12 protein-coding genes are annotated in these 24,023 nt (G+C 58.5%); 7 read left to right on the forward strand and 5 right to left on the reverse strand.

From position 1 onward, the window contains the following. Positions 1 to 378 precede the first annotated feature (378 nt). From ACWPW2_RS19700 to ACWPW2_RS19715, 4 genes are all read left to right on the forward strand, one after another. A complete protein-coding gene (locus tag ACWPW2_RS19700) occupies positions 379 to 12,588 on the forward strand; it encodes an Ig-like domain-containing protein (RefSeq protein ID WP_454124893.1) in 12,210 nt (4,069 codons plus the stop codon). A 104-nt stretch (positions 12,589 to 12,692) separates the two neighbouring features. Continuing rightward, positions 12,693 to 14,000, forward strand: coding sequence for a TolC family outer membrane protein (locus tag ACWPW2_RS19705; RefSeq protein WP_454125288.1), 1,308 nt, complete (start codon positions 12,693 to 12,695; stop codon positions 13,998 to 14,000). 21 nt (positions 14,001 to 14,021) lie between these two features. Then, positions 14,022 to 16,154 carry a type I secretion system permease/ATPase gene (locus ACWPW2_RS19710; RefSeq protein WP_454124895.1) on the forward strand — a complete coding sequence of 711 codons (2,133 nt, stop codon included), beginning with the start codon at positions 14,022 to 14,024 and terminating at the stop codon, positions 16,152 to 16,154. A 10-nt stretch (positions 16,155 to 16,164) separates the two neighbouring features. After that, the gene (locus ACWPW2_RS19715) at positions 16,165 to 17,334 is read left to right on the forward strand and encodes an HlyD family efflux transporter periplasmic adaptor subunit (protein WP_042712414.1); all 1,170 of its coding nucleotides are present in this window, start codon (positions 16,165 to 16,167) and stop codon (positions 17,332 to 17,334) included. Between the two features lie 52 nt (positions 17,335 to 17,386). Here ACWPW2_RS19715 and smpB read toward each other — a convergent pair whose 3' ends face one another. Further along, positions 17,387 to 17,869 (reverse strand): SsrA-binding protein SmpB, encoded by a 483-nt coding sequence (gene smpB / locus ACWPW2_RS19720; RefSeq protein ID WP_023480573.1) that lies wholly within the window; start codon positions 17,867 to 17,869, stop codon positions 17,387 to 17,389. Between the two features lie 158 nt (positions 17,870 to 18,027). Between smpB and ACWPW2_RS19725 the strand changes: the two genes are divergently transcribed. Then, complete coding sequence (locus tag ACWPW2_RS19725) at positions 18,028 to 18,465, forward strand: type II toxin-antitoxin system RatA family toxin (RefSeq protein ID WP_023480643.1); 438 nt, start codon at positions 18,028 to 18,030, stop codon at positions 18,463 to 18,465. Further along, entirely contained in the window at positions 18,455 to 18,763 is a 309-nt protein-coding gene (locus ACWPW2_RS19730; protein ID WP_023480665.1) for an RnfH family protein, read from the forward strand. Before ACWPW2_RS19725 ends, ACWPW2_RS19730 begins: the two co-directional genes overlap by 11 nt. A gap of 97 nt (positions 18,764 to 18,860) precedes the next feature. On the opposite strand, the gene bamE is transcribed toward ACWPW2_RS19730, so the two are convergent. From bamE to nadK, 3 genes are all read right to left on the reverse strand, one after another. Beyond that, positions 18,861 to 19,205 (reverse strand): outer membrane protein assembly factor BamE, encoded by a 345-nt coding sequence (bamE, locus tag ACWPW2_RS19735; protein WP_023480683.1) that lies wholly within the window; start codon positions 19,203 to 19,205, stop codon positions 18,861 to 18,863. Positions 19,206 to 19,352: 147 nt separating this feature from the next. Continuing rightward, positions 19,353 to 21,014: a DNA repair protein RecN gene (gene recN / locus ACWPW2_RS19740; protein WP_312203697.1), complete on the reverse strand. Its 1,662-nt coding sequence runs from the start codon at positions 21,012 to 21,014 to the stop codon at positions 19,353 to 19,355. Between the two features lie 86 nt (positions 21,015 to 21,100). Beyond that, the gene (gene nadK, locus ACWPW2_RS19745; RefSeq protein WP_023480522.1) at positions 21,101 to 21,979 is read right to left on the reverse strand and encodes an NAD(+) kinase; all 879 of its coding nucleotides are present in this window, start codon (positions 21,977 to 21,979) and stop codon (positions 21,101 to 21,103) included. Between the two features lie 122 nt (positions 21,980 to 22,101). Between nadK and grpE the strand changes: the two genes are divergently transcribed. Then, positions 22,102 to 22,698 (forward strand): nucleotide exchange factor GrpE, encoded by a 597-nt coding sequence (grpE, locus tag ACWPW2_RS19750; protein ID WP_023480606.1) that lies wholly within the window; start codon positions 22,102 to 22,104, stop codon positions 22,696 to 22,698. Between the two features lie 33 nt (positions 22,699 to 22,731). On the opposite strand, the gene ACWPW2_RS19755 is transcribed toward grpE, so the two are convergent. After that, positions 22,732 to 24,018, reverse strand: coding sequence for an HlyC/CorC family transporter (locus ACWPW2_RS19755; RefSeq protein WP_094421679.1), 1,287 nt, complete (start codon positions 24,016 to 24,018; stop codon positions 22,732 to 22,734). Positions 24,019 to 24,023: the final 5 nt, after the last annotated feature.

Raw genomic sequence — 24,023 nt, forward strand, 5'->3', positions numbered from 1 at the left:
TTATACATTGTAAATTTCTTTACAGTTCAGCCCTGACTATTTCATTTTCAATTAATTCACTTATGCCCGAAATTAAGCCCCGCTAACTTTCTGAAATATACCCCTGAAATATATTCTGTATCTCGCTGAAATGTTATCAATTTGTGATTTGAAACGTTGCCTAATTACAATTTGTTGTTTATATCTTTCCTAATGTAAAAATTTATTAAATGATGATGGATTAACATAATAAATGAAAAACAACGACTTAGCTATTTTTCATCTCGTATGTCCCACATCCGCTTCCTGTCAATCCTGGTGAATTGGTAAACCGTAATCCTGCGCAAAAACAGATGCACGCAGGCGCTCTAATATTGCTTTCGCATCCGAGGTGAAAATATGGCCACGCAAAATAGTCTTCCTGGTTCCGTCGACGTAATAAACCAAAAAACTGGCGATGTTGTTGCGCAATATGCGAAAGGCAGCGACAGAGTAGTGAATTTAACTGACACCAGTATTGTGCGCGTTAATGCGTCGCAGGAGTCAGTAAATTTCTTCGAGCGTGAAGGGAACGACCTGATCGTCCATATGAAAGATGGTTCCACGGTGCGTTACAACAGCTTCTTCACCGTGGATGGCGAGGGCCTGCACAGCGAGATGGTGTTTGAGGATGAACTCGGCACACACCAGGCCGCCTTCCCGTATGCGGCAGCCGCGGGACCGGCCACTGCCGAAACCATCGTTCCGGCATTCAGCGATGTAGCGCTGGGATCGTTGGTGGGGGCGGGAGCCAGCGGCTTCTCGGCTCTGGCAGCGCTTGGCGGCCTGGCCGCTGTTGGTGGCATTGTCGGCGTGGCTGCTGCGGCGAATAACAGCGGTGGTGGCGGTAGCAATAACAACAATGGCGGCGGTGATAACGGCAGTGGCGGTGGTGACAACGGTACCGGCGGTGGCGACAACGGCGGTGGAGACAACGGCGGCGGTGAAACGCCTGTTACCCCCACCCTCAGGATCAACGCCATTGCCTCCGATAACATCATTAACCTCGCTGAATCGACCGAACCACAGCTGCTAAGCGGCGTGACGGAAGCGGTGAATGCAGGCAGTACCGTTACCATCAGCGCCAACGGAAAAACCTGGTCCACCACAGTCCTGGAGGATGGCAGCTGGAACGTCTTACTCATGCCTGAAGATATCAGCGCCTTTGGGCAGGGCTTCCATGTTCTGAGATTTGCTCTGTTCTCATTCTCGGGTGCGGTTGCCACGGCAAATTCAGAAATCATGATCAGTACCACGCCGCCGGTGCTTGAGCTTACTCAGTTCACACCGGGCGATATCCTCGATCAGGATCAGCACGTGGCGGATAAAATTGTCCGCGGCTACGTCGGTGCAGAGGATGCTGGCAGCACCATTTTTGTCACCCTCAACGATCGCACCTACACGGCGATTGCCAACGCTGAAGGGCAGTGGGAGCTGGTTATTCCCGCGGCAGACATGGCGCTGCTGGAAGACCGGCAGAGTTACACCCTTCTGTACCGCGCGGTCGATATTGCCGGTAACGTCTCCGAAGAGACACGCAGCTTCAGCACTAACTTCAATACCCCGGATATCACCATCAATCCGGTTGCCACCGATAACATCATCAACAGCGCCGAAATCCTTATCACGCAGGTGCTCTCCGGCCAGACCTACAACATCCCGCCGGGCCAGCTGGTGACCATTACCCTCAATGGCAAAACTTACTATGCCGAAGTAATGGGGGACGGCAGCTGGAAAACCTCAATACCTTCGGGCGATCTTGGTTTATTGCCGCAGGGCGACAGCGCCCTGACCGTCAGCGTTAACGATGCGGATGGTAATGCGATCGTCAGATCGGTTCCGATTAACGTCGACACCACTCTTACCGGTGTCGCCATCGCCATTCTCTCTACTGATGACTATCTCAACGCCAGCGAAGCGGAAAATCCGCTTGAAGTGCGCGGCGTCACCACCGTCTTTGGCGAAGGGGTGACGATTTATGTCACCGTCAACGGCATTAACTATCCAGTCACCAGCGTTGATGCCTCCGGGCGCTGGAGCGTCACCATCCCGTCGGAAGACTTGCTGCGCCTGGAAGATGGGGCGAATGTCATCACCGCCACGGTGGTGCTGAATGACGAAAGCGCGCAGGACTCGCGCACGCTGAATGTGCAGGTTCACCGCCTGCCTGACCCGGTCATGGATGCGCCGTTTGGCGACGGTTATCTCAATGCGGCAGAGAAAGGCGTCGATCAGGTGTTGAGCGGCAACACCGGCGTGACCAGTATCGGGCAGCGCGTCACCGTGCAGGTGGCGGGCAAAACCTACCTGGCAACGGTGGATAACGACGGCACCTGGAAAGTGACTATCCCGGCAGGCGATCTACAAACCATCCCGGATGGCCTGGTCACTGTGACGGTTAACGCCAGCGATGCGGCCGGAAATACGACGCCGCTCACCGAGGCGGCGATTGTCGATACCCAGTTCCCGGCGCTGAGCCTGCTGCCGCTGACCAACGACGGCAAACTGAACGGCGCAGAGCTGAGCCAGGATCAGCTTTTAAGCGGCGTAAGCGGCGTCAGCGAGCAGGGGCAGACCGTCGTTATCACCCTGAATGGCAAAACCTACACCACGGTCGTGGGCAGCGACGGTAACTGGCAGCTTCCTTTGCCTGCCGCCGATCTGAGCGCACTGCAAACCGGTAGCTACCCATTGACCGTTACGCTGACCGATGCCGCTGGCAACAGCACCACCGTTACGCAGCCAATCAGTGTCAAAACCAGCGGCGTGGAAATCGGCGTGCAGGCGCTGACGGACGGCAACTCCCTTGATGCGGCTGAAATCAAAGTCGACCAGATCCTGCGCGGCACCTCCAATGCGGAGGAGGGAAGTGTGGTTACCGTGATCCTGAACGGCGTGCGCTATGAAGGCGTGACGGATATTCAGGGTAACTGGCAGGTGACGCTCCCGGCCGTTGAACTGCAAAAGCTGGGCGATGGCGGGCAAACTCTGACCGTCAGCGTGACGGACGGTTTCGGGCAGAGCAGCACCATTGAGTCGCCCTTCAGTGTCGATACCACCAGCGATGCGGTGGCGATCAACATTATCGCCAGCGATGACTACCTCAACGCCAGTGAAGCGGCTGATGGTTTAACCATCCGGGGTAACAGCGCAGGGCTGCCTGCGGGCACGGTCGTTACCGTCACGCTGAACGGCGTGAACTATGCGGCAACGATCCAGACCGATGGTAGCTGGCAAACGGTAGTCGATCCGGCGGCGTTGCAGGCGCTGGCTGATGGCACCCAGACCGTGACGGCAACGGTCTCCACCAGCGGCGGCACGCTGATTGATAGCCATGACTTCACGGTGGCGATTAATACGCTGCCGAACGTCACGGTCGATCCGGCATTTGTCGATAACGTGGTAAATATCGCGGAAGCGGCCCAGAGCCAGACGCTGACCGGGAGTACCAATATTAGCGGCGCCGGTCAGACGGTGGTCGCAACCCTCAATAGTCAGCGCTTCAGCGGCGTGGTTAACCTCGACGGCAGCTGGTCACTCACTCTGCCGCAGGGGGCGATGGATCTTTTAGCTGAAGGGCCGGGCAGCCTGACGGTGGTCGCCACCGACGTGGCGGGCAACAGCGCCAGCAGCATCGTCAACTTCACGGTCGATAAAACCCCGCCGAGCTTAAGCGTAACGCCGATTAACGGCACCGATGTGCTCAACGGCAACAATATCGCCAATGGCGTAACGCTCTCCGGCACCACCTCTGGCGATGCGGCTTCGGTGGTTATCACCCTTAACGGCAAAAGCTACCCGGCAACCATTACCAATGGCAGCTGGAGCGTGAATCTTGATAACGCTGCGCTGGGCGGCCTGGCGAACGGTGCAAGTTCGTGGATCGTGACTGCAACTGACAATGCTGGCAACGTCACCACCGCGATCCGCACGGTCAGTGTCGATACCACCGCGCCCAACGTGGTGATGGATCCGGTTGCCCGCGACAACATTATTGATTTGGCTGAGCAGAACGCTGGCTTTAGCCTGAGCGGGCGCACCGTACCGGCCGAGCCGGGTGCGACGGTCGCCGTCACGCTGAACGGGCAAGTTCTGACCGGCGTGGTAGGCGGGGATGGTTTCTGGACCATTCCGGTCGCCCCTTCGGTCATCAACAGCCTGATCAACGGCACCTACCCCATTTCAGTGACGGTGACGGACAGCGCGGGCAACGCGTCACAGCCCGTATCCAGCACCTTCACCGTCGATACCACCGCCAGCGCGATTGCTATTAACCCGGTCGATGGCGATAACCGTATCAGCGCTGCCGACATTGCTGATGGCCTGACCATCAGCGGCACCTCGGTGCGTATCCCGGAAGGGAACACCATTACCGTAACCCTGAACGGCGTGCAGTACACCGCCACCGTAACGGCGGGCGGCAGCTGGCAGCTGACGGTGCCGAATGCGGATGCCGCCGCGATTGCCGATGGCACCGTTACGCTGACGGTCACCGGGGTGGATGAGAACAACGCGGTTGTCTCTAACGAACTGCCGTTTACCCTGATCACCCACGTGCTGCCGCAACCGGTGGTAAACGCGCCGTTCGGCGATGGCGTGGTTAATGCCCAGGAAGCGGCCGCGGGCGGCAATCTGGCGGGCAATACCGGCATCGCTGGCGCAGGCCAGAGCGTGACCATTAGTATCGATAACGGCGCGCCGCTTACCGCCCGGGTGGATGCGAACGGCAACTGGACGCTGCCGCTAACGCCTGCGCAACTCGGTGCTCTCTCCCAGGGGCCCCATACTGTGACGGTAACCGCCACCGATGCGGCGGGTAACACCGTCAGCAGTTCGGCACCGATGACCGTCGATACGGTATTGCCCACTTTCACTATCGACGACGTCACCACCGATAACATCATTAACAGCGCTGAAGCCGCTGGCGCGGTCACCATCACCGGTACCGGCGTCTACGATGCGCAGTCGGCGCAAACCGTTATCGTGCTGGTCAACGGACAGAACTACGACGCCATTATCCAGCCGGACGGCACCTGGAGCGTAGTGCTCCCTGCCGGTGCGCTGGCAGGCGTGCCGGATGGTCCGGTCGCGGTGCGCGTTACCGTTACCGATGCCGCGGGTAACAGCAGCACGCAAACCGACACCTTTACGCTCGACGCCTCTCCCGCCAATGCGCCACAGGTGCAGATCGATAAAGTCGCCGGGGATGATTTCATTAACCGCGCGGAAGCGACCGGGCAGAGCGGGGTAACGATCTCCGGCTCTACGCAGAATGTCGAGGCAGGCCAGACGCTGACGGTCACCCTAAACGGCAAAAATTATCCGGCGACGGTTAACGGCGACGGTCGCTGGTCGGTCACTGTCCCGCCAGCAGATCTGGCACAGGTGCAGGATGGCCGCCAGGCCATCTCGGTTACGGTGAACGATGTGGCGGGCAACAGCACCATCTCCAGCCATAACGTCACCTTCGCCGCACAGCCAGCCTCGCAGCCGACCATTACCCTTAATCCGGTGGCGCAGGATGATGTGATTAACGCCCTCGAGCGTGGTCAGCCGCTGAACATCAGCGGATCATCAACCTCGCTGGCAGCAGGGACGGTCATCACCGTTCTGTTTAACAATAAAACCTATACTGGCAGCGTTAACAGCAGCGGTAACTGGACCATTACCGTGCCGCAGGCCGATATGCAGGCACTGCAGGAGACGGCAAACGGCACGCCGTATGTCGTCTCGGCGTCGGCGGTCGATGCCGCGTTGAATCCGGCGAGCGCCAGCAGCAGTGTGACGGTTGATCTCAGCGCGCCGACGCTGGCGGTGGATGTCGCGAATTCGTTCCTCAGCGATGGCAATATCAACATCGCCGACGCGGCCGTCGATCAGACGGTTCGCGGCACCGGTACCCCAGGCGAAACGGTGACGCTTACCCTCAACGGCACCACGCTCTCGGCGCTGGTCAATGAGCAGGGCGCATGGAGCATGGTGATCCCGGCGGGGAGTTTGCAGGCGTTGCCGCAGGGCTCGTCGCAAATCACCTTCGTCACCACCGATGCCGCGGGCAATAGCAATCCGCAGCCGGTCGACATCAATGTTAAAACTGTCGATGGCCCGACGTTGGCACTCGATCCTATGTTCGGCAATAACATTGTCGGCATCAATGAAGCCGCCAGCGACAGCACGCTCAGCGGCAGTGCCAGCGGCCTTGCCAACGGCACGCGGGTTGTGGTGACCATCAATGGCAAAGATTATATCGGTGAGGTCAACGATGGGGCCTGGTCGGCGGTGATCCCGCAGGGTTCGCTGGACACCAGCGGGCAGTACACCGTGGCGGTCACCGGGGTGGATGCGTTTGGTAACCCGGCGACGGTCAATGGCAACCTCGATGTGGTGCTTACCCGGCCAACGGCCACGATTACCGAACCACTGTTTGGCGATGACAATATTCTCGGCCAGGCGGAAGCTAACGCCGGTGTGCAACTGACTGGCTCCACCGGCCAGGATGGGCCCGGGCAGTCAGTAAGCATCATCCTTGATAACGGTCAGGAGTTTACCGGTGCCGTCGATAACAACGGCAACTGGATCGTCTCCCTGACACCGGCGCAGCTGATTGCCATCACCGACGGGACGCACAATGTGCAGATCTCAGTCACCGATCGCGCGGGTAACACGGCGATATCTGACCCGGTAAGCGTTGAAATTCGCACCGATCCGCTGCCTGAGCCGCAACTGGCACCGCTCTTTACCGACGGCATTCTCAGCGCCACCGAGGCCGCGGGTACACAAACCCTGAGTGGGCAGCTTAACCTCGATCCGTCGCGCGTTGCCTCGGTTACCGTCAGCATCAACAACGGCGCGCCGCTGGCGGCAACCATCAATGCGGATGGCACCTGGACTCTGAATGTCGACAGCGCCACGTTGCAGGCGCTGCCGGATGGCGTGCTGCCTGTCACCGTCACGGTGACTGATACGGCAGATAACCAGGCGACCGGGCAGGGCAGCTTTGAAGCGATTATCAATGCGCTGCCGCAGGCCAACTATGTGACGCCGTTTGGCGATTTCACCATTAATAGCGCTGAAACCAAGAGCGATCAGCTCATCACCGGTAACACCGGGGTGCCTGGCACCGGGCAAACCGTGTCGGTGGTGCTGGGCACGAAAACCTACACGGGCACGGTCAATGAGAATGGCGACTGGACGGTAACGGTTCCGCAGGGCGATTTAGCGGCGCTGAGCGATAACGACTCGCTGGCGTTTAGCGTCACGGTGCGCGATCGCGCGGGCAATACCGCCACCACCGATGCGCAGCAAACCCCGGATGTGACGGTGCACACCACGGTGCCTGCGCCGACGGTTACTAATCCGTTCGGCGATGGCATTGTCAATATTAGCGAAGCGGCAAATGAGGTGACGCTAACGGGTCTCACCGGCGCTACCGGGCCGAACCAGTATGTGACGGTGAAGATCGATGTTGATGGCGTTACCTATACCGCCAACGTCGATGCCAGCGGTAACTGGTCGGTGGTGCTCCCGGCCGGTACGCTGCAATCTCTCGCGCCGGGCGCGCATCAGATCGCGATCTACGCCGAAGATCAGTATGGCAACAGCAACACCAGCACCGTCGATTACCAGGTAGCACTGACGCCGCCGTCGGTCACCATCACTGCGCCGGTCTTCGCCGATGGCTATGTCAGCGCGGCTGAAGCGGCTGCGGGCACCACGCTGAGCGGCACCTTCTCAACCTCTTACCCGGCTAACGCGCAGGTCAAAGTGACCATCGGCGATCAAACCTTTAACGCTACGGTGAACGGCAACCAGTGGACGCTGGCGATGGATGCTAACGACTGGAGCAGTATTACCGCGCGCGGTCAGCAGAGCGTCACCGTCAGCGTCACGGATGGCGCGCAAAACGTCGGTACTGCCAGCATCACCACCACGCTGCTGCTTGATCCGCCGACGGTCAGCGTCACCGCGCCGTTTGCGGGCGATAACCTGCTCGATTTTGCTGAAAGCCAGACCAGCCAGGCGATTGGCGGCACCTCAACCGGCTTAGCCACCGGCGATACGGTGCGCGTCACCTTTGCAGGCGGAAATGTCTTTGAAACCACCGTGCTGGCCGATGGCAGCTGGGAGCTGGTGTTAACGCCAACCGATCTTGCACAGCTTCAGGCTGGTGCCATTACCGTTGAAGGTATTGATAAAGCGGGCAACGTCGGTACGGCGACTAACGGCGGCACGCTGAGTATTAATCTCACGCCGCCAACCTACTCAGTGAATATGGATCTGGTCGCTGGCGACAACTATGTCAACGCCAGCGAGTTCAGCAGCGGAACACTGCGACTCTCCGGTCAGGCTTTTAACCTCAACGGCACCACGTTGACCATCCTGAATGGGCAAACGACGCTCGGCACGGCGACGGTCAACGCCGACGGCAGCTGGACGCTGGATGTGCCGCGCGCCTCTCTGCCGGACGGTAACTACACCCTGACGGTGCAGAGCGATAGCCAACCAGGCGTGTCGGCCTCACAAGCAGTAGTCGTTGATACCATCGCGCCAACGCTGGCGATGACGCAATTCACCAGCGATGACGTGATCAACAGCAGTGAAAAAGCGGTGGCGCAAACCATCAGCGGCACCTCGGATGCCAACGGCAGCCAGGTCACCGTCACGCTGAATGGCAAAACCTACACCGCGCTGGTGGCTAACGGTGCGTGGTCGGTCGACGTGCCGCCATCAGACATGGCGGCGCTGGAAGATGGCAGTTACACGATTACCGCGACTCTGAGCGATGCGGCGGGCAACGCGACGAACGCCACACAGAACTTCACCGTTGATGCCTCCGCGCCGCTGCTGGCGGTGGATGCGCTCGGCGTTCCGGCGGTGCTGAACAGCGTTAACGCCGTCTCCGGCGTGGTGGTGCAGGGGCAGGGCGAGCCGGGCAACAGCGTGACGATTCAGCTTGGGCCATTAAGCTGGACCGGCACGGTCGATCAGCAGGGTAACTGGAGCCACACCTTCCCGCAGCTCGATCTCACTACCCTGACCGACGGGCCGCAGGTAGTCACCATCTCCTCAACGGATGCGGCGGGCAACACCTCCAGCAATAATCTGTCCCTCAACGTTGCGCTGAACAAAGGCCTCGGCGTGGCCATCGACCAGGTGTTTAACGACGGGATCCTCAACGTCGCGGAATCATTGGTCACACAACTGCTTACCGGTAAGGTGAGTGGCGATTATCGCGGCGCGAAAGTCTCGCTGACGGTGATTGGTACGGACTTTACCATTAACGATCTGGCGGTAGCGCCGGATGGCTCCTACAGCTTCTCACTACCGCCTTCTCTCTGGCAGGGGCTGATTACCGATACCCTGCAACTGCAAGTTAGTGTGGTTGATGCCAATGGCAATACCCGGTATGAAACCGTGGATGTCGGACTGGCGCTGACCGATCTGCCGGTGGTCAACGATGTGGTGATCGCGGGCGATAACGTGATTAACCTCGTCGAAAGCACAGTGGCGCAGACCCTTTCCGGCACGGTGAGCAATGCCGCCAATGTTACAAGCGTGGTAGTGAACTTCGGCGGCCGGGCGATTAACGCTACCGTGGATGCGCTGGGTAACTGGAGCGCTGCGCTTCCCGCTGAACTGCTGAGCACACTGCCGGACGGCACGGCGACTGCCAACGTGACGGTGACCGATAAGTTTGGCAACGTTATCAAGAGTGATGCCAGCTTTAACGTCGTCAGCCATAACCTGCCGGCTATCTCTCTCGATCCGCTGTTTGGCGATGGCGTGCTGAGCATTCCTGAACTTGCCAGCGGCCTGCTGAGCGGCACGGCGACTAACCTTGCCGGGCGTGAACTGACCATCAAGATTGGTGATGCCACCGCTTTCACCACCAATGTCGATAACAGCGGGCGCTGGTCGGTAAACCTGCCGGATGCGGTGAAAGCCGCGCTGCAAGGGCTGGGCAGCGGTACGCAAACCGTGACCATTACCGCCACCGATCAGTATGGTAACCAGGCCTCGCAGAGCGCAGGCCTGAAGGTCAACCTGGTGGCACCGGTACTCAACAGCGTGACGCTGTTTGGCGATGGTTTGCTGAACGTGGCCGATTCGCTGGTCAATCAGACCATCAGCGGGGCCGCCAGCGGTGCGCCGATCGGCAGTACCGTGCAGGTGGCGATTGGCGCGAAAGTCTTTAATGGCGTCGTGAATGCCGACGGCACCTTCGTTATTGCCCTGACGCCGACGGATCTTGCCGGGCTGGCGGATGGCACCTTTACGCCGTCTATTACGCTGCTCACGCCGGACGGTAACAGTTCAACCACGGCCGGTAGCCAGGTGATTATCGGCGTGAAAAATGTGCCGACGGTGGCAATCACTTCGCTGTTTGGCAACGATGGTTTCCTTAACCAGAGCGAAGCGCTGGCGGCGCAGACTATCTCCGGCACCGTTACCGGGCTGACCTCCGGGCAGGTGACGGTGAATGTCGGCGGCACAACTTATCAGGTGCCGGTCACCGACGGGCGCTGGTCGCTGGCACTCTCTGCCGGTGCGCTGGCTTCAATTGCAGATGGCACACTGAGCGTGACGGCAACGGTAACCGATGCGGTGGGTAACACCGCGACCGGTAGCCAGCTGGTGAACGCCATTGTGCAGGCGGTGCCTTCGATCGGTATCAACACGCTGTTTGGCAACGGCACGCTGGATCTTAACGATCTGCTCTCCAACCCGATCCTCTCCGGCACCAGTAGCAACCTGGCGGCGGGCACCCAAATCACCGTCAAGGTCGGGCTGCTCTCCTATACCACTACCGTGGGGGCTAACGGCCAGTGGCAGCTGGCGATCCCGGCGGTGTCACTGCAAAACCTGCAGGATGGCAACAACGCGCTGCAGGTCTCTGCCAGCGCGACGGATGCGGCGGGCAATATCGCCAATGTGGTGCAGAGCGCCAGCGTGGCGATCCAGGCCCTGCCGACGGTGGCGATCACCTCGCTGTTTGGTGATGGCGCGCTGAGCCTTGCGGATATCACCACCGCGCAGGTGATCTCCGGCACCAGCCAGAACGCTGTTGGTTCGCAGCTGACGGTCACGGTTGGCGGTAAAAACTACCTCACCACCGTGGCATCGAACGGCAGCTGGAGCGTAACGGTACCGAAGGTCGATCTCAGCGCGCTGGCGGACGGTACCCAGGCGGTGAGCGTCGCGGTGACGAACGCCGCTGGCAAAGTGGCGAACATCACCAGCCCGCTGGATGTGATTACCCATAATCTGCCGACGATCTCTCTCTCCTCGCTCTTCGGTAACGATGGCTATCTGAACATCAGTGAAGCGGCGAACGGCCAGGTCATTGGCGGCAAAATTGGCGGGGTGGTCAGCGGCTCGAAAGTGGTGGTGACCGTTGGCGGCACGGCAATCAATGCCACCGTCGATGCGAACGGCAACTGGACGGCGACGGTAAACAAAACCCTGTTGCAGGGGCTGAGTAGCGGCGCGACGAAAGTGGGCATTTCGGTCACCGACCGGGTGGGCAACACCACCGCGACGGAAGCCGATGTGCAGGTGAAACTGACCCAGCCGACGCTCAGCACTAACCCGATTACCAACCTGACCAGTGTCCTCGGCAACGTCCTGCTAGGGTTGGTAGGGTCGGCAAAACTGACGATCAGCGGTGCGTCAACTAATCTCAATCAAGGGGCGATTGTTCACGTTAATTTACTCAACCTCGCCATGGCGACGGCGATTGTTGGCGCGGACGGCAAGTGGTCGACGCAGCTTGATGTCGGCCTCGATCTGGCGAAAATCCTCTCGCTCAATACGGTGGTGAACCTCTATACCGCGGATATGGCGGGTAACCTGGCCTATCTCAACGTCGGCCTTAACGGCAGCAACCCGACCACCACTCCACCGGCGGGCACCAGCGCGTCGCTAATGGCCGAGGCCAACAGCTTCTCACTGCTGGCAGCGAGCGCGAGTGAAGAGTCGGACCCCACCAGCAGTGACAGCCTGAATACGCAGCATACGGCCACGGTGGAGACGGCGCGTCAGCCAGAGACGGAAACGGCGGCTGCTGCCCCGGCAAGCGACGAGAGCTACACCATTGGCGGGCTGAGTATCGATCTTGCCGATGGCACCAGTGAGAGCGGCGAAAGTGTGGAGGGGAGCAGCGGCAATGACACCATCCACCTCTCTTCCCTCGGCTTTGTGCAGATCGATGGCGGCGCGGGGACGGATACGCTGGTGCTTGACGGTGCCAACCTGCTGCTGAACCTGATCGAACTGGGGAGCAAAGTCAGCAATATCGAGGTTATCGATCTCGGTAAATCGGGCAGCAACAGCGTCACGCTGGATGTTAACGAGGCGCTGAGCATCACCGACAAACCGGAAGATGATCTGCTGATCAAAGGCAGCATCGGGGATGAGATCAACCTCAAACATGGCGTCAGCGATACCTGGGCTATCAGCGGGCAGCGCGACGTGGATGGCATTCAGTTCGACGTTTATCACAACAGTTCGCAGGCCAATACCCTCAGCGATGTGCTGATCCAGCATGGCCTGCACGTCAATATGGTCTGACGGTCTGCCGCCTCAGGGATGAGGCGCATTAAGGAAGAGGTCATTACGGGCGCACCAGGGGTGGATGAATGAAAAGAGCGGTAGGGTTGTTGTTGTTGTTGGTTATGCCCGTTACGAGTTTATTAGCAGCACCCGGCGAAGAGCAGGATTTTCGCTGGCAGAGGGCGCCGAGCGAACAGCGCGCGGCGCAGCTTACGATCAAAGACGCGATTTTGCGCGCCTTTGCCCGTAATCCAAAAATTGCCCAGGCGGCCGCACAGATCCGCGTGGGCAAAGCAAATTTAACCGAAGCGGAGAGCGCCTGGTTCCCCCAGCTCTCTTTGCAGGGCAACCTGGGGCGCTCGCACCGCACCGACTCGTCCGGGTCATTAAATAACAACGGTTCCGGCGGCGTCACCTTACGCCAGCTGATCTACGATTTTGGCAAAACCGGCGGCAGCATCGATGAGCAGCACAATCTCTCTGATGCCTGGCGCTACGATCTCTACAGCACGCTCAATGAGGTAGGGATGCAGACCCTGCAAGCCTATTTGCAGGTCAAGCGCTACCAGGCGCTGGCTGACGCGGCACGCAACAATATCCACTCGCTGGAGAGCGTGCTGGAGATGGCGACGTTGCGCTCCGAAGCGGGATTAAGCTCCTCCTCCGATGGACTGCAAGCGCAGTCGCGCATCGCCGGGGTGAAGGCCTCGCTTGCGCAATATGAGGCGCAGATGCGCTCCGCCCAGGCGGCGCTCAGCGTGTTGACCGGCGTGGTTGCCGATAACTTGCCCGACCTGCCTGAAGATCTCCTTAAACAAAATATCACCCTCGATGCGCTGCCCTATGAGCGCAACAACACCGTGCGCAGCGCGCAGGCGAAACAGCAGGCGGCCGAGCAGCGTATTCGCCAGGCGCAGGCGCAGCACTGGCCGACGCTTTCGGTGCAGGCGGGGCGCACCCGTTATCAGAACGATCAAAGCAGCTACTGGGATGACCAGGTGCAATTGGTGGTTGATGCGCCGCTCTATCAGGGCGGGGCGGTGAGCGCCCGCGTTGATGCCGCGCAGGGCGATCGCGCCAATGCGCAGGCGGCGGTAGAGGCCAGCAAGCTGGATGTTAATCAGCGGGCGGCCACGGCGTGGGCCGATTTGACCGGCGCGCAGCTGCGCCAGCAGGCGGGCGAGGCGCAGGCCAACAGCGCCGGACGCGCGCGCGGCGTCTACCGTGATGAGTACCGGCTGAGCAAGCGCAGCCTGAACGACCTGCTCAGCATTGAACAGGATGTCTTCCAGGCCGATACCGCGTCGATTACCGCGCGCTATGACGCCTGGGACGCCGCCGTGCGCTATGCCGCCGCGGCAGACAACCTGCTTGATATGTTGGGGGTTGAACGTAGTCGTACCGTGGGCGATGACCTGCCCGCGCTGTAAGCGCACAACACTGGAGTGGTAATGCAAGAGCCGGATACCGAAAGCTGGATTAATGTGATGGTGCGCGCGGCAGGACGCTTTGGTCTGCCCGCCGATGCGCCCGCGGTGCGTCAACAGATGCGCTGGTTTGAAGCGCTGCCGCTCAGCGCAAAGCTTGAGCGCCTGAGCGGATTAATGGGGTTGCAGGTGCGCAGTGTGCCTCTCGCCCGCATGCGCTGGAATGCGCAAAACCTGCCGGTGATTGTGCAACTGGAGAGCGGTGAGTTGCTGCTGCTCGAGTCGCTGGATGCCGACGGGCTGGCGACCTACTGGCTCGATAACGGCGGCGATCTGGTGCGCGAAGAGCCGCTGGAAACGCTGCTCACCCGCGTGAAGCCTGAGGTGGTGATGCTGGGCATCGCCGCGCGCGGGCGCGATTCGCGTATTGATGATTTTACCCGCCCGTGGGAGGCGCACTGGTTCTGGAAGCACTTCCGCCACAGCGGACGCAAGCTTACGGAGATCGCCCTCGCCTCGGTGGTCGGCAACGTGCTGGCGCTGGCCGGTATTCTCTTCTCGATGCAGGTTTACGACCGGGTGATCCCGGCCCAGTCCCTACCGACGCTGTGGGTGCTCTTTTTCGGCGTCCTGCTGGCGGCGGCGCTGGAGTTCTTTATCCGCCTCGCGCGTACCCATGTTTCTGACATTATGGGCAAACATATCGACCTCAATGTCTCATCGCTCTTTTTTGCCCGCGCGATGGCAATCAAAAACGATGCGCGACCCAAATCGACCGGATCGTTTATCTCCCAGTTGCGCGAGCTTGATCAGGTGCGCGAACTGCTTACCTCCACCACCGTCGGCGCGGCGATGGATATCCCGTTTGTGCTGCTGTTTCTCGGCATTATGGCACTGGTCGGTGGCCCGCTGGTGATTATCCCGCTGATTGCCATTCCGCTGATTATCATCCCCGGGCTGCTGGTGCAGTGGCCAATGGCGAAGCTGGCGAAAGCGGGGATGCGTGAGAGCGCAATTCGCAACGCGGTGCTGGTGGAGTCCATCGAAGGGGTGGAGGACATTAAAGCGCTACAGGCGGAGCCCTACTTCCAGCGGCAGTGGGAAAACACCCACGCCGTGGGGGCCAATGTTGGCATGAAGCAGCGCGTGTGGGGCGCACGGCTGAGCGGCTGGGCTTCGACAGTGCAGCAGATCACCTATGCCGGGATGCTGGTGTTTGGCTGCTTTCTGGTGATCGATGGCGACATTACTACCGGGACGCTGGTGGCCTGTAGTTTGCTCTCGTCACGCACCATTGCGCCGCTGATGCAGCTCACTATGGTTTTCTCCCGCTGGCAGCATGCCAAATCGGCGATGAGCGGCCTTAACGATCTGCTGAAAAAGCCGCTCGATAAAGAGGCAAATAAGAAGATGGCGCACTGCCCGGTGCTGGCAGGCCACTTTCAGTTGCAGCAGATGCAGTACAGCTATGACGAAGAGAAGGGCGATCTGGCGCTCAACATTAATGAACTGGAGATCAAACCGGGCGAGCGGGTGGCGATCCTCGGCAAAACCGGCGCCGGGAAATCAACGCTGTTAAAACTGCTCGCCGGGCAGGCGCAGGCCAGCAAAGGGAAAGTGATTATTGATGGCGTCGATATGGCGCATATCGATCCGACCGATGTGCGCCGCCAGGTGGGTTATCTGTCGCAGGATTCGCGCCTCTTTTTCGGCACGCTGCGTCAGAACCTGATGCTCGGGCATCCGCATGCCACCGAGGCGGAGCTGATTCAGGCGCTGCGCATCAGCGGGGCGATCAACCTTGTGCAGCAGGATGCCGCCAGCCTCGATCGGCTGATTAATGAGGGCGGGCGCGGGCTTTCCGGCGGCCAGCGGCAGATGGTGCTGCTGAGCCGTTTGATTGTGCGCAATCCGCAAATTGTGCTGCTGGATGAACCAACGGCCTCCATGGATGAGCAACTGGAAGCGTGGGTGATCCGCCAGCTACAACAGTGGCTCACCGGACGCACGCTGGTGCTGGTAACCCATCGCCCGGCGCTGCTCAACCTGGTGGATCGGATTGTGGTGATGGAGAACGGCAAAGTGGTGGCCGATGGGCCGCGCGATACGCTGCTGAAACAGGCGGCGCGCAACAGTAACGTGGCGTCCATCGTCTGAGGAGCGGGAAATGAGTCAACTCTCAATGCAGGATGAGCTGGCGCGTCAGGGGCGCTTCTACTCGTCGGTGATCTGGCTGACGCTGCTTGGCCTGGTGGTGTTTATTGCCTGGGCGACCTTTGCCATTCTTGATGAAGTGACGGTCGGCACTGGCAAAATTACCCCCTCGACCCATGCGCAGGTGATTGAAAGCCTTGATGGCGGGATTGTCAGCGCCCTGATGGTGAAGGAGGGCGATATTGTTGAGCGCGGGCAGATGCTGGCGCGACTCGATCCGACCCGTTTCCAGTCTAACTATGGCGAAGCGGCGGCACGTGTGCGGGCACTGCGTGCCTCCAGCGAGCGTCTGCGCTCGGAGCTGACCGGCGAGCCGCTGCGTTTTAGCGCCGAGTCGATGCGCGAGCCGGATCTGGTCGCCCGCGAACGGCAGTTGTATGAGTCGCGGCGGCGCAACCTCAACGAGACGGTGGCGAATCTGCAAAAAACGCATCAGCTGGTGATGTCGGAGCTGCGCATGACGCAGCCGCTGGTGGCAAAGGGCGCGGCGAGCGATGTCGAAGTGATCCGCCTGCAACGCCAGGCGACGGAGCTGAAGGGAAAAATCGACGAGGCGCGTAACCAGTTTGCGGTGCGCGCCCGCGAAGAGCAGGTGAAGAACAATGCCGATCTCGATGCGCAGCTACAGGTGATGGCGGGCAAAGCAGATCAGCTGGATCGCGCGGTGCTTAACTCTCCGGTGCGTGGGATCGTGAAAGATGTGCAGATCAACACCGTGGGCGGGGTGGTGCAGCCGGGCGGCAAGCTGATGGAGATTGTGCCGCTGGAGGATCAACTGTTGGTGGAGACGCGCATCAACCCGCGCGATATCGCCTATATTCGCCCCGGTTTACCGGCGACGGTCAAAGTGACGGCCTATGACTCTTCTATTTATGGCGATTTGAAAGGCACTGTTGAGGTGGTCTCGCCGGATACATTGCAGGATGAAGTGCGCCGCGATCAGTTTTACTACCGCGTTTATGTTCGCACGCAGAGCGCGGAGCTGAAGAACCGCAGCGGCAAAAGTTTCCCTATCCTGCCGGGGATGATCGCCAACGTGGAGATTAAAACCGGGCAAAAATCGGTGATGGATTATCTGATTAAACCGTTGAATAAACTTAATGAGGCGCTGCGCGAGCGGTAGGGCGGAGAGTTGATGCCCTCTCCCGGGGTGAGAGGGCAGCGCGGGCGAGCACTTAGCGGCCCGCGTTTTTCATGATGCGTGCTTTATCGAGCTGCCATTCGCGCTCTTTCACATCGGTACGTTTGTCGTGCTGTTTCTTACCTTTCGCCACGCCGATCTTCACTTTACACCACGCGTTCTTCCAGTAGAGGGAGAGCGCAACCACGGTGTAACCTTCGCGGTTGATGCGGCCGTAGAGTGAATCCAGCTCGCGCTGGTTGAGCAGCAGCTTGCGCGTGCGCGTCGGGTCGCAAACATAGTGGCTGGAGGCGACGGTCAGCGGCGTGAAGTTAGCGCCAAAGAGATAGGCTTCGCCATCTTTAAGGATCACGTAGCTATCACCAATGTTGGCTTTACCGGCACGTAAGGATTTTACTTCCCAGCCCTGCAATGAAAGCCCGGCCTCAAACTCCTCTTCAATGAAGTATTCATGGCGGGCGCGCTTGTTCAGCGCAATGGTGGCTGAACCTGGTTTATATGCTTTTTTCTTCGTCATAGTATCGTGGAGCCATCCGGTAATCTGATATCTGAAACTGACCTCATTGCGTCCTGTGAGGCTGAACGGGTTATCTTAGCATGAGTTAGGGCAACGCGTTTTCCTTTCAACCGGGGGAGATGTTATTATTTAACGATTGTGTGAATGCGGAAAACCTTATGCCTCAGATTAGCCGTACTGCGCTGGTGCCCTATAGCGCTGAGCAGATGTATCAGTTAGTGAACGATGTGGACTCCTACCCGCAGTTTCTGCCGGGGTGTACCGGCAGCCGAATTCTGGACTCCGGGCCGACGGAGATGACGGCGGCCGTGGACGTGTCAAAAGCGGGGATCAGCAAGACCTTTACCACGCGCAACACGCTGGAAGCTAACAAAAGCATTTTGATGCACCTGGTGGATGGCCCGTTTAAGTCGCTGAGCGGCGGCTGGACCTTTTCCCCGCTTAGCTCGAATGCGTGCCGGGTGGAGTTTCAGCTCAACTTCGAGTTTACCAATAAGCTGATTGAGCTGGCTTTCGGCCGCATCTTTAAAGAGCTGGCGGCGAACATGGTGCAGGCGTTTACCCATCGCGCGAAAGAGGTTTATCGTGCCGGGTAAAATCGCCGTCGAAGTGGCCTACGCGTTGCCGGAAAAGCAGTATCTGCTGCGGGTGAAGCTGGAAGTGGGCGCGACAGTCGAAGAGGCGATTCGCGCATCCGGGCTGCTGGAGCTGCGCGAAGATATCGACTTAAAGGTGAACAAGGTTGGTATTTACAGCCGGACGGTGAAGCTGCACGACACTGTAAATGATGGCGATCGCGTGGAGATCTACCGCCCGCTGATTGCCGATCCGAAAGAGCTGCGTCGCCAGCGTGCTGAAAAAGCGGCGAACGAGAAAGCGGCAAACAAGTCGTAACTCCTTTGCCTGGCGCGAGATACAAAAAAGGTGCTCACTGAGCACCTTTTTCTTTTTCAGGCAGTTAAACCGGCTGGCGTTTACCGCTTTTTCAAACTTAGCGCTGGTTGGTTAGTGCCGGTTTGTTGTCGATATTGGTTAACACGCCGTTGCTGTTGAAGGTCAGAGTCAGCGTCTGCTGAGTCACATCTTCATGGCCTGGCTGCTGACGGAAGATATAGAACCAGGTGTTGGTGCCAAACGGATCGCTCATCATCGGGGTTCCCAGTGCGTACGCAACCTGCTGTTGCGTCATGCCCACACGGATTTTGGCAACGTCGGTGGGCGTCAGGTAGTTCCCCTGGTTGATATCCGGACGGTAAACCACGCGTTCCAGAGTGGAGCAACCAGCGGTCAACATCAGAAGAACCGCTGCGGCAGCAGTCAGCATTTTACAGCGCATAGTGATTTGATTCCTTTTCGGGCCCGAACAGTACGTGGCTCATATGTAATATGCCGATAATAATAGACCTTTCGCCAGTTTAAAACCTTTGTGGCCGGGTCTGTTGTCGTTTTGTCGAGAAGTCAGACCGTCATATTACCGAAAAGTTTACGCTGCCAGCAGCTCTTTGGCATTCGCCAGCGCGTTGCGCGTCACTTCGCTGCCGCCGAGCAGACGCGCCAGCTCCTGCAGACGCGCACGCTTATCCAGCGGCTGCATATGGGTTTCTGTCATGGCACCATCAGTCTCTTTGCTGACATAGAAGTGGTGATGCCCACAGCCGGCCACCTGCGGCAGGTGCGTTACGCACATAACCTGCGTCGATTCGCCAAGCTGGCGCAGCATTTTACCGACCACAGCAGCTGTCGGGCCGCTAATACCCACGTCCACTTCATCGAAGATCAGCGCCGGGGTTTCCATCTTACGAGCGGTAATCACCTGAATCGCCAGCGCGATACGTGACAGCTCACCACCGGAGGCCACTTTAGCAATCGCCTGGAGCGGCTGCCCTGGGTTGGTGGTCACGCGGAACTCAATACGATCCGCACCGTCCGCCGTCAGCGTATGGTCATTGAACGCCACATCAATCTCAAACACGCCGTGCGGCATGGAGAGTAAGTGCATACTTTCGGTGATCAGTTGGCTGAGCTCCTGCGCATACTTCACGCGCTGCGCATGCAGCTGCTGTGCGCTCTCCAGCGCCAGCTGGTGGTGATGGCTAACGGCCAGCGCCAGCGTCTCCTGCGAATCCGCCTGGTCTTCAAGCAGCTGCTGCTCATCCAGCAGAGACTGGTGGAACTGCGGCAGCTCTTCCGGCGCGATATGGTGCTTGCGCGCCAGCGAGATCTGGCGGGAGATACGCTGCTCCAGCTCGTAAAGGCGGTTCGGATCGAGGTCTAAACGGTCGCAGTAGTGGCGCAGCTCGTCGCTGGCTTCGCTGATCTGGATTGCCGCCTCTTCCAGCATCTCCAGCACGCTGGAGAGACGTGTATCCATCCCGGTCAGCTCTGTAAGCAGCTGGCGGGCGCTGTAAAGCTGGCTCTGCAGGTTAACGTCTTCGCCATCGGCAAGCACGTTCAGCGCATGCTGGCTGGTGGAGAGCAGCTGTCCGCTGTTAGCGAGACGCTTGTACTCTTCATCAATCTGTTCGAATTCGCCCGGTTGCGGGCTGAACTCATTAAGCTCTTTCAACTGGTAGTGCAGCAGCTCGGCGCGCGCGGCGCGCTCCTGGCTCTGCTGCTGGTGCTGTGCCAGTTCACGACAGCTCTGATGCCAGGCGCGGTAGCGCTCTGCCATTTGCTGAGTGAGCACATACTCACCGGCATAGCCATCGAGTAGGGTTTTCTGGTGTTCGGATTTAATCAGCAGCTGATGCGCATGCTGACCGTGGATCTGGATAAGCAGCTGACCCAGTTCGCGCAACTGGGAAAGGGGAACGGCAGTGCCGTTGATAAAGCCGCGGGAACGGCCATCGCTGCTGATGACGCGGCGAAGTAAACACTCACGTCCATCTTCAAGCTGATTCTCTTCGAGCCAGCGCTGCGCGGCGGGGGTATCTTTCAGGGCAAAGCGAGCGCAGAGATCGGCGCGCTGTGCGCCGGCGCGTACCATGTCAGCTTCAGCGCGACCGCCAAGGCAGAGCCCGAGCGCGTCAATCGCGATGGATTTACCTGCGCCGGTTTCGCCGGTAATAGCCGTCATCCCGCTATTAAAATCGATCTCAAGCTCACGAACGATAGCAAAATTACTGATGGTGAGTTGTGCCAACATGGTTGCTTTCCTGTATGAAAAACCATAACTGTGTTTTCGTACAGTATAAACTGGAATTATATACAGTAAAGCCCCGCAGCCTCTTTTCAGAACAATTTTTTTGACCAGCCGAGCTTTGAGCTTAACGTGTTGAAATAGCTGTAATCTTTCGGGTGAATCAGGTTCAGATGATAGTCACAACGGCGGATTAACACATCTTCACCCTCCTGAATCGGTAGCGCGATCTGGCTGTCACAGCTCACTTCAAGGTCGCTACGGCGATGGGAAAAACGCAGGCGAATGGTGCTGCTGCTGTTAATCACCAGCGGACGCGCCGAGAGGGTATGCGGAAACATCGGCACCAGCGTAATGGCGTCCAGCGAAGGGGTGAGGATCGGGCCACCCGCTGAGAGCGAGTAGGCCGTGGAGCCAGTTGGTGTGGAGATAATCAGGCCATCCGAGCGCTGGGAGAAGGCAAAAACTTCATCTATATAGACTTCAAACTCAATCATGTGCGCCACTTTGCCAGGGTGCAGCACCACTTCATTAATGGCAGTGCTGATGCGCTTCTGGCAATCCTGCTGGCACACCTGTACTTCCAGCAAAAACCGTTTCTCTGCGATGTAGTGACCCTCAAGCACATCGGCCAACTGCTGCTGCGCATTATCGGGGTCGAGATCGGTCAGAAAGCCCAGGTTGCCGCGGTTGATGCCAATGACTTTGATGTCGTAACGCGCCAGCGTGCGCGCCGCGCCAAGCATATTGCCATCGCCGCCAACCACCACCGCCAGATCCGCCTGCTGCCCAATGTCCGCCAGCGTACCGGTTCTCACATTCGCGAGTTTCAGCTCATGGGCGATGCGCTGTTCAACCATCACGTCATAGCCTTTGGCATGCAGCCAGCGGTAGAGCATTTCATGTGTGGTGAGCGCGGTAGGGTGGCGCGGGTGCCCGACAATACCAATACACTTGAAATGTTGGGTCATTTTCTGCGGGTCCTTGTGGCGAATGAATGATGACAATCTGACTTGTTCCCTTGAATCCAGGAAACGGATCCCCATAATAATGCAGGTTAGCGAGATGATTGCAAAAAAACGCGGAGAAATTCATGAGTAGTGAAGAACAGAAAACGCCTGACGGGCAGTCCCCGGAAGAAATTATCAAGGAACAGCACGACGACGTTGAGGCAGTAGTTGAGCCTGACGAAGCGGCTGAGCAGGTGGATCCGCGCGATGAGAAAATTGCGAATCTGGAAGCGCAGTTAGCAGCAGCGGAAACCCGCGAGCGCGAGACGGTGCTGCGTATCAAAGCGGAGATGGAAAACCTGCGTCGCCGTACCGAACTGGATATCGAGAAAGCGCACAAATTTGCGCTGGAGAAGTTCATTAATGAACTGCTGCCGGTTATCGATAGTCTGGATCGCGCGCTGGAAGTGGCTGACAAAGAGAACGCCGAGATGGCGCCGATGGTCGAAGGTATCGAACTGACCCTGAAAAACATGCTGGATGTGGTGAAGAAATTTGGTGTTGAGGTGATTGCCGACACCAACGTTCCACTGGATCCAAATGTGCATCAGGCGATTGCGATGGTCGAGTCGGAAGAGGTCAGCGCCGGCAACGTGCTGGGTGTGATGCAGAAAGGGTTCACCCTGAATGGTCGCACTATTCGCGCCGCGATGGTCACCGTCGCCAAAGCGAAAGCATAAAACTAAAACCCTCTCATCATGAGAGGGTTTTTTTTACTCTGTAACGCTCTCCCGCAGCGCTTTAACCGGGATCACTTTTACCTGTTTAATCATGTTCTCCTGCACATCGAGAATATCGATATCATACTGCTCAATGCGCACGCGCGTTCCCGCCGCCGGGATCTCTTCTAACTCTTCAAGCACCATGCCGTTGATGGTGCGCGCTTCATCTTCCGGTAATCGCCAGTTAAAGGCTTTGTTCAGCTCGCGTACGCTGGCGCTGCCGTCAATAATCACCGAACCGTCATTCTGCGGCGTCGCTTCATCCGCCAGCGCAGGCGACATAGACGTGGTGAAATCCCCGACAATCTCTTCAAGAATATCTTCGACCGTCACCAGCCCCTGAATATCGCCATATTCATCCACCACCAGGCCGACTTTCTTCTTATTGCGCTGAAACTTCACCAGCTGAACGCTGAGCGGCGTGCCTTCCGGCACATAGTAAATTTCATCGGCGGCGCGCAGCATCACCTCTTTGGTGAACTCCTTTTTCTCGGTCATCAGGCGATAGGCTTCACGCACGCGCAGCATGCTGATGGTGTCATCCAGCGAGTCGCGGTAAAGCACAATGCGGCCGTGCGGCGAGTGGGTCAGCTGGCGCACAATCGATTTCCAGTCATCATTGATATCGATACCAACGATCTCATTGCGCGGCACCATGATGTCGTCGACGTTGACCTTCTCCAGATCGAGAATCGACAGCAGCATATCCTGATTGCGGCGGGAAATTTTCGAGCGCGACTCATGAACGATGGTGCGCAGTTCCTCTTTACTGAGCGCACCGCTGACCACCACATCGGCTTTAATGCCAATCATACGCATCAAAATGCGCGTCACGCCGTTCAGCAGCCACACCAGCGGCAGCATGATAATTTGCAGCGGGCCGAGCAGCAGGCTGCTGGGAAAGGCGACCTTTTCCGGATAAAGCGCAGCGATGGTTTTTGGCAGCACTTCAGAAAAGACCAGCACTACGAAGGTCAGCACACCGGTAGCGATGGCAACCCCGGCATTGCCGTACAGGCGCATACCGACAATAGTCGCCAGCGACGAGGCGAGAATATTGACCAGGTTGTTGCCGATCAGCACCAGGCTAATCAGGCGATCCGGCTTACGCAGCAGCTTTTCGACGCGTTTGGCCGCACGGTTGCCCTGTTTGGCCATATGGCGCAGGCGATAGCGGTTGAGGGTCATCATTCCGGTTTCTGAACCGGAGAAATAGGCTGAAACCACGACCATGATGATAAGCGTAATAATCAGCGTCGTGGTGGAGATGTGTTCCAGGGGGA

It is taken from the genome of Kosakonia sp. Marseille-Q7440 (assembly GCF_965119485.1).

Coding starts and splice junctions, on each gene's coding strand:
- ACWPW2_RS19705 (WP_454125288.1), top strand. CDS start 12,693: ATGCCCGTTACGAGTTTATTAGCAGCACCCGGCGAAGAGCAGGATTTT.
- bamE (WP_023480683.1), bottom strand. CDS start 19,205: ATGCGCTGTAAAATGCTGACTGCTGCCGCAGCGGTTCTTCTGATGTTG.
- ACWPW2_RS19710 (WP_454124895.1), top strand. CDS start 14,022: ATGCAAGAGCCGGATACCGAAAGCTGGATTAATGTGATGGTGCGCGCG.
- nadK (WP_023480522.1), bottom strand. CDS start 21,979: ATGACCCAACATTTCAAGTGTATTGGTATTGTCGGGCACCCGCGCCAC.
- smpB (WP_023480573.1), bottom strand. CDS start 17,869: ATGACGAAGAAAAAAGCATATAAACCAGGTTCAGCCACCATTGCGCTG.
- grpE (WP_023480606.1), top strand. CDS start 22,102: ATGAGTAGTGAAGAACAGAAAACGCCTGACGGGCAGTCCCCGGAAGAA.
- ACWPW2_RS19700 (WP_454124893.1), top strand. CDS start 379: ATGGCCACGCAAAATAGTCTTCCTGGTTCCGTCGACGTAATAAACCAA.
- ACWPW2_RS19725 (WP_023480643.1), top strand. CDS start 18,028: ATGCCTCAGATTAGCCGTACTGCGCTGGTGCCCTATAGCGCTGAGCAG.
- recN (WP_312203697.1), bottom strand. CDS start 21,014: ATGTTGGCACAACTCACCATCAGTAATTTTGCTATCGTTCGTGAGCTT.
- ACWPW2_RS19715 (WP_042712414.1), top strand. CDS start 16,165: ATGAGTCAACTCTCAATGCAGGATGAGCTGGCGCGTCAGGGGCGCTTC.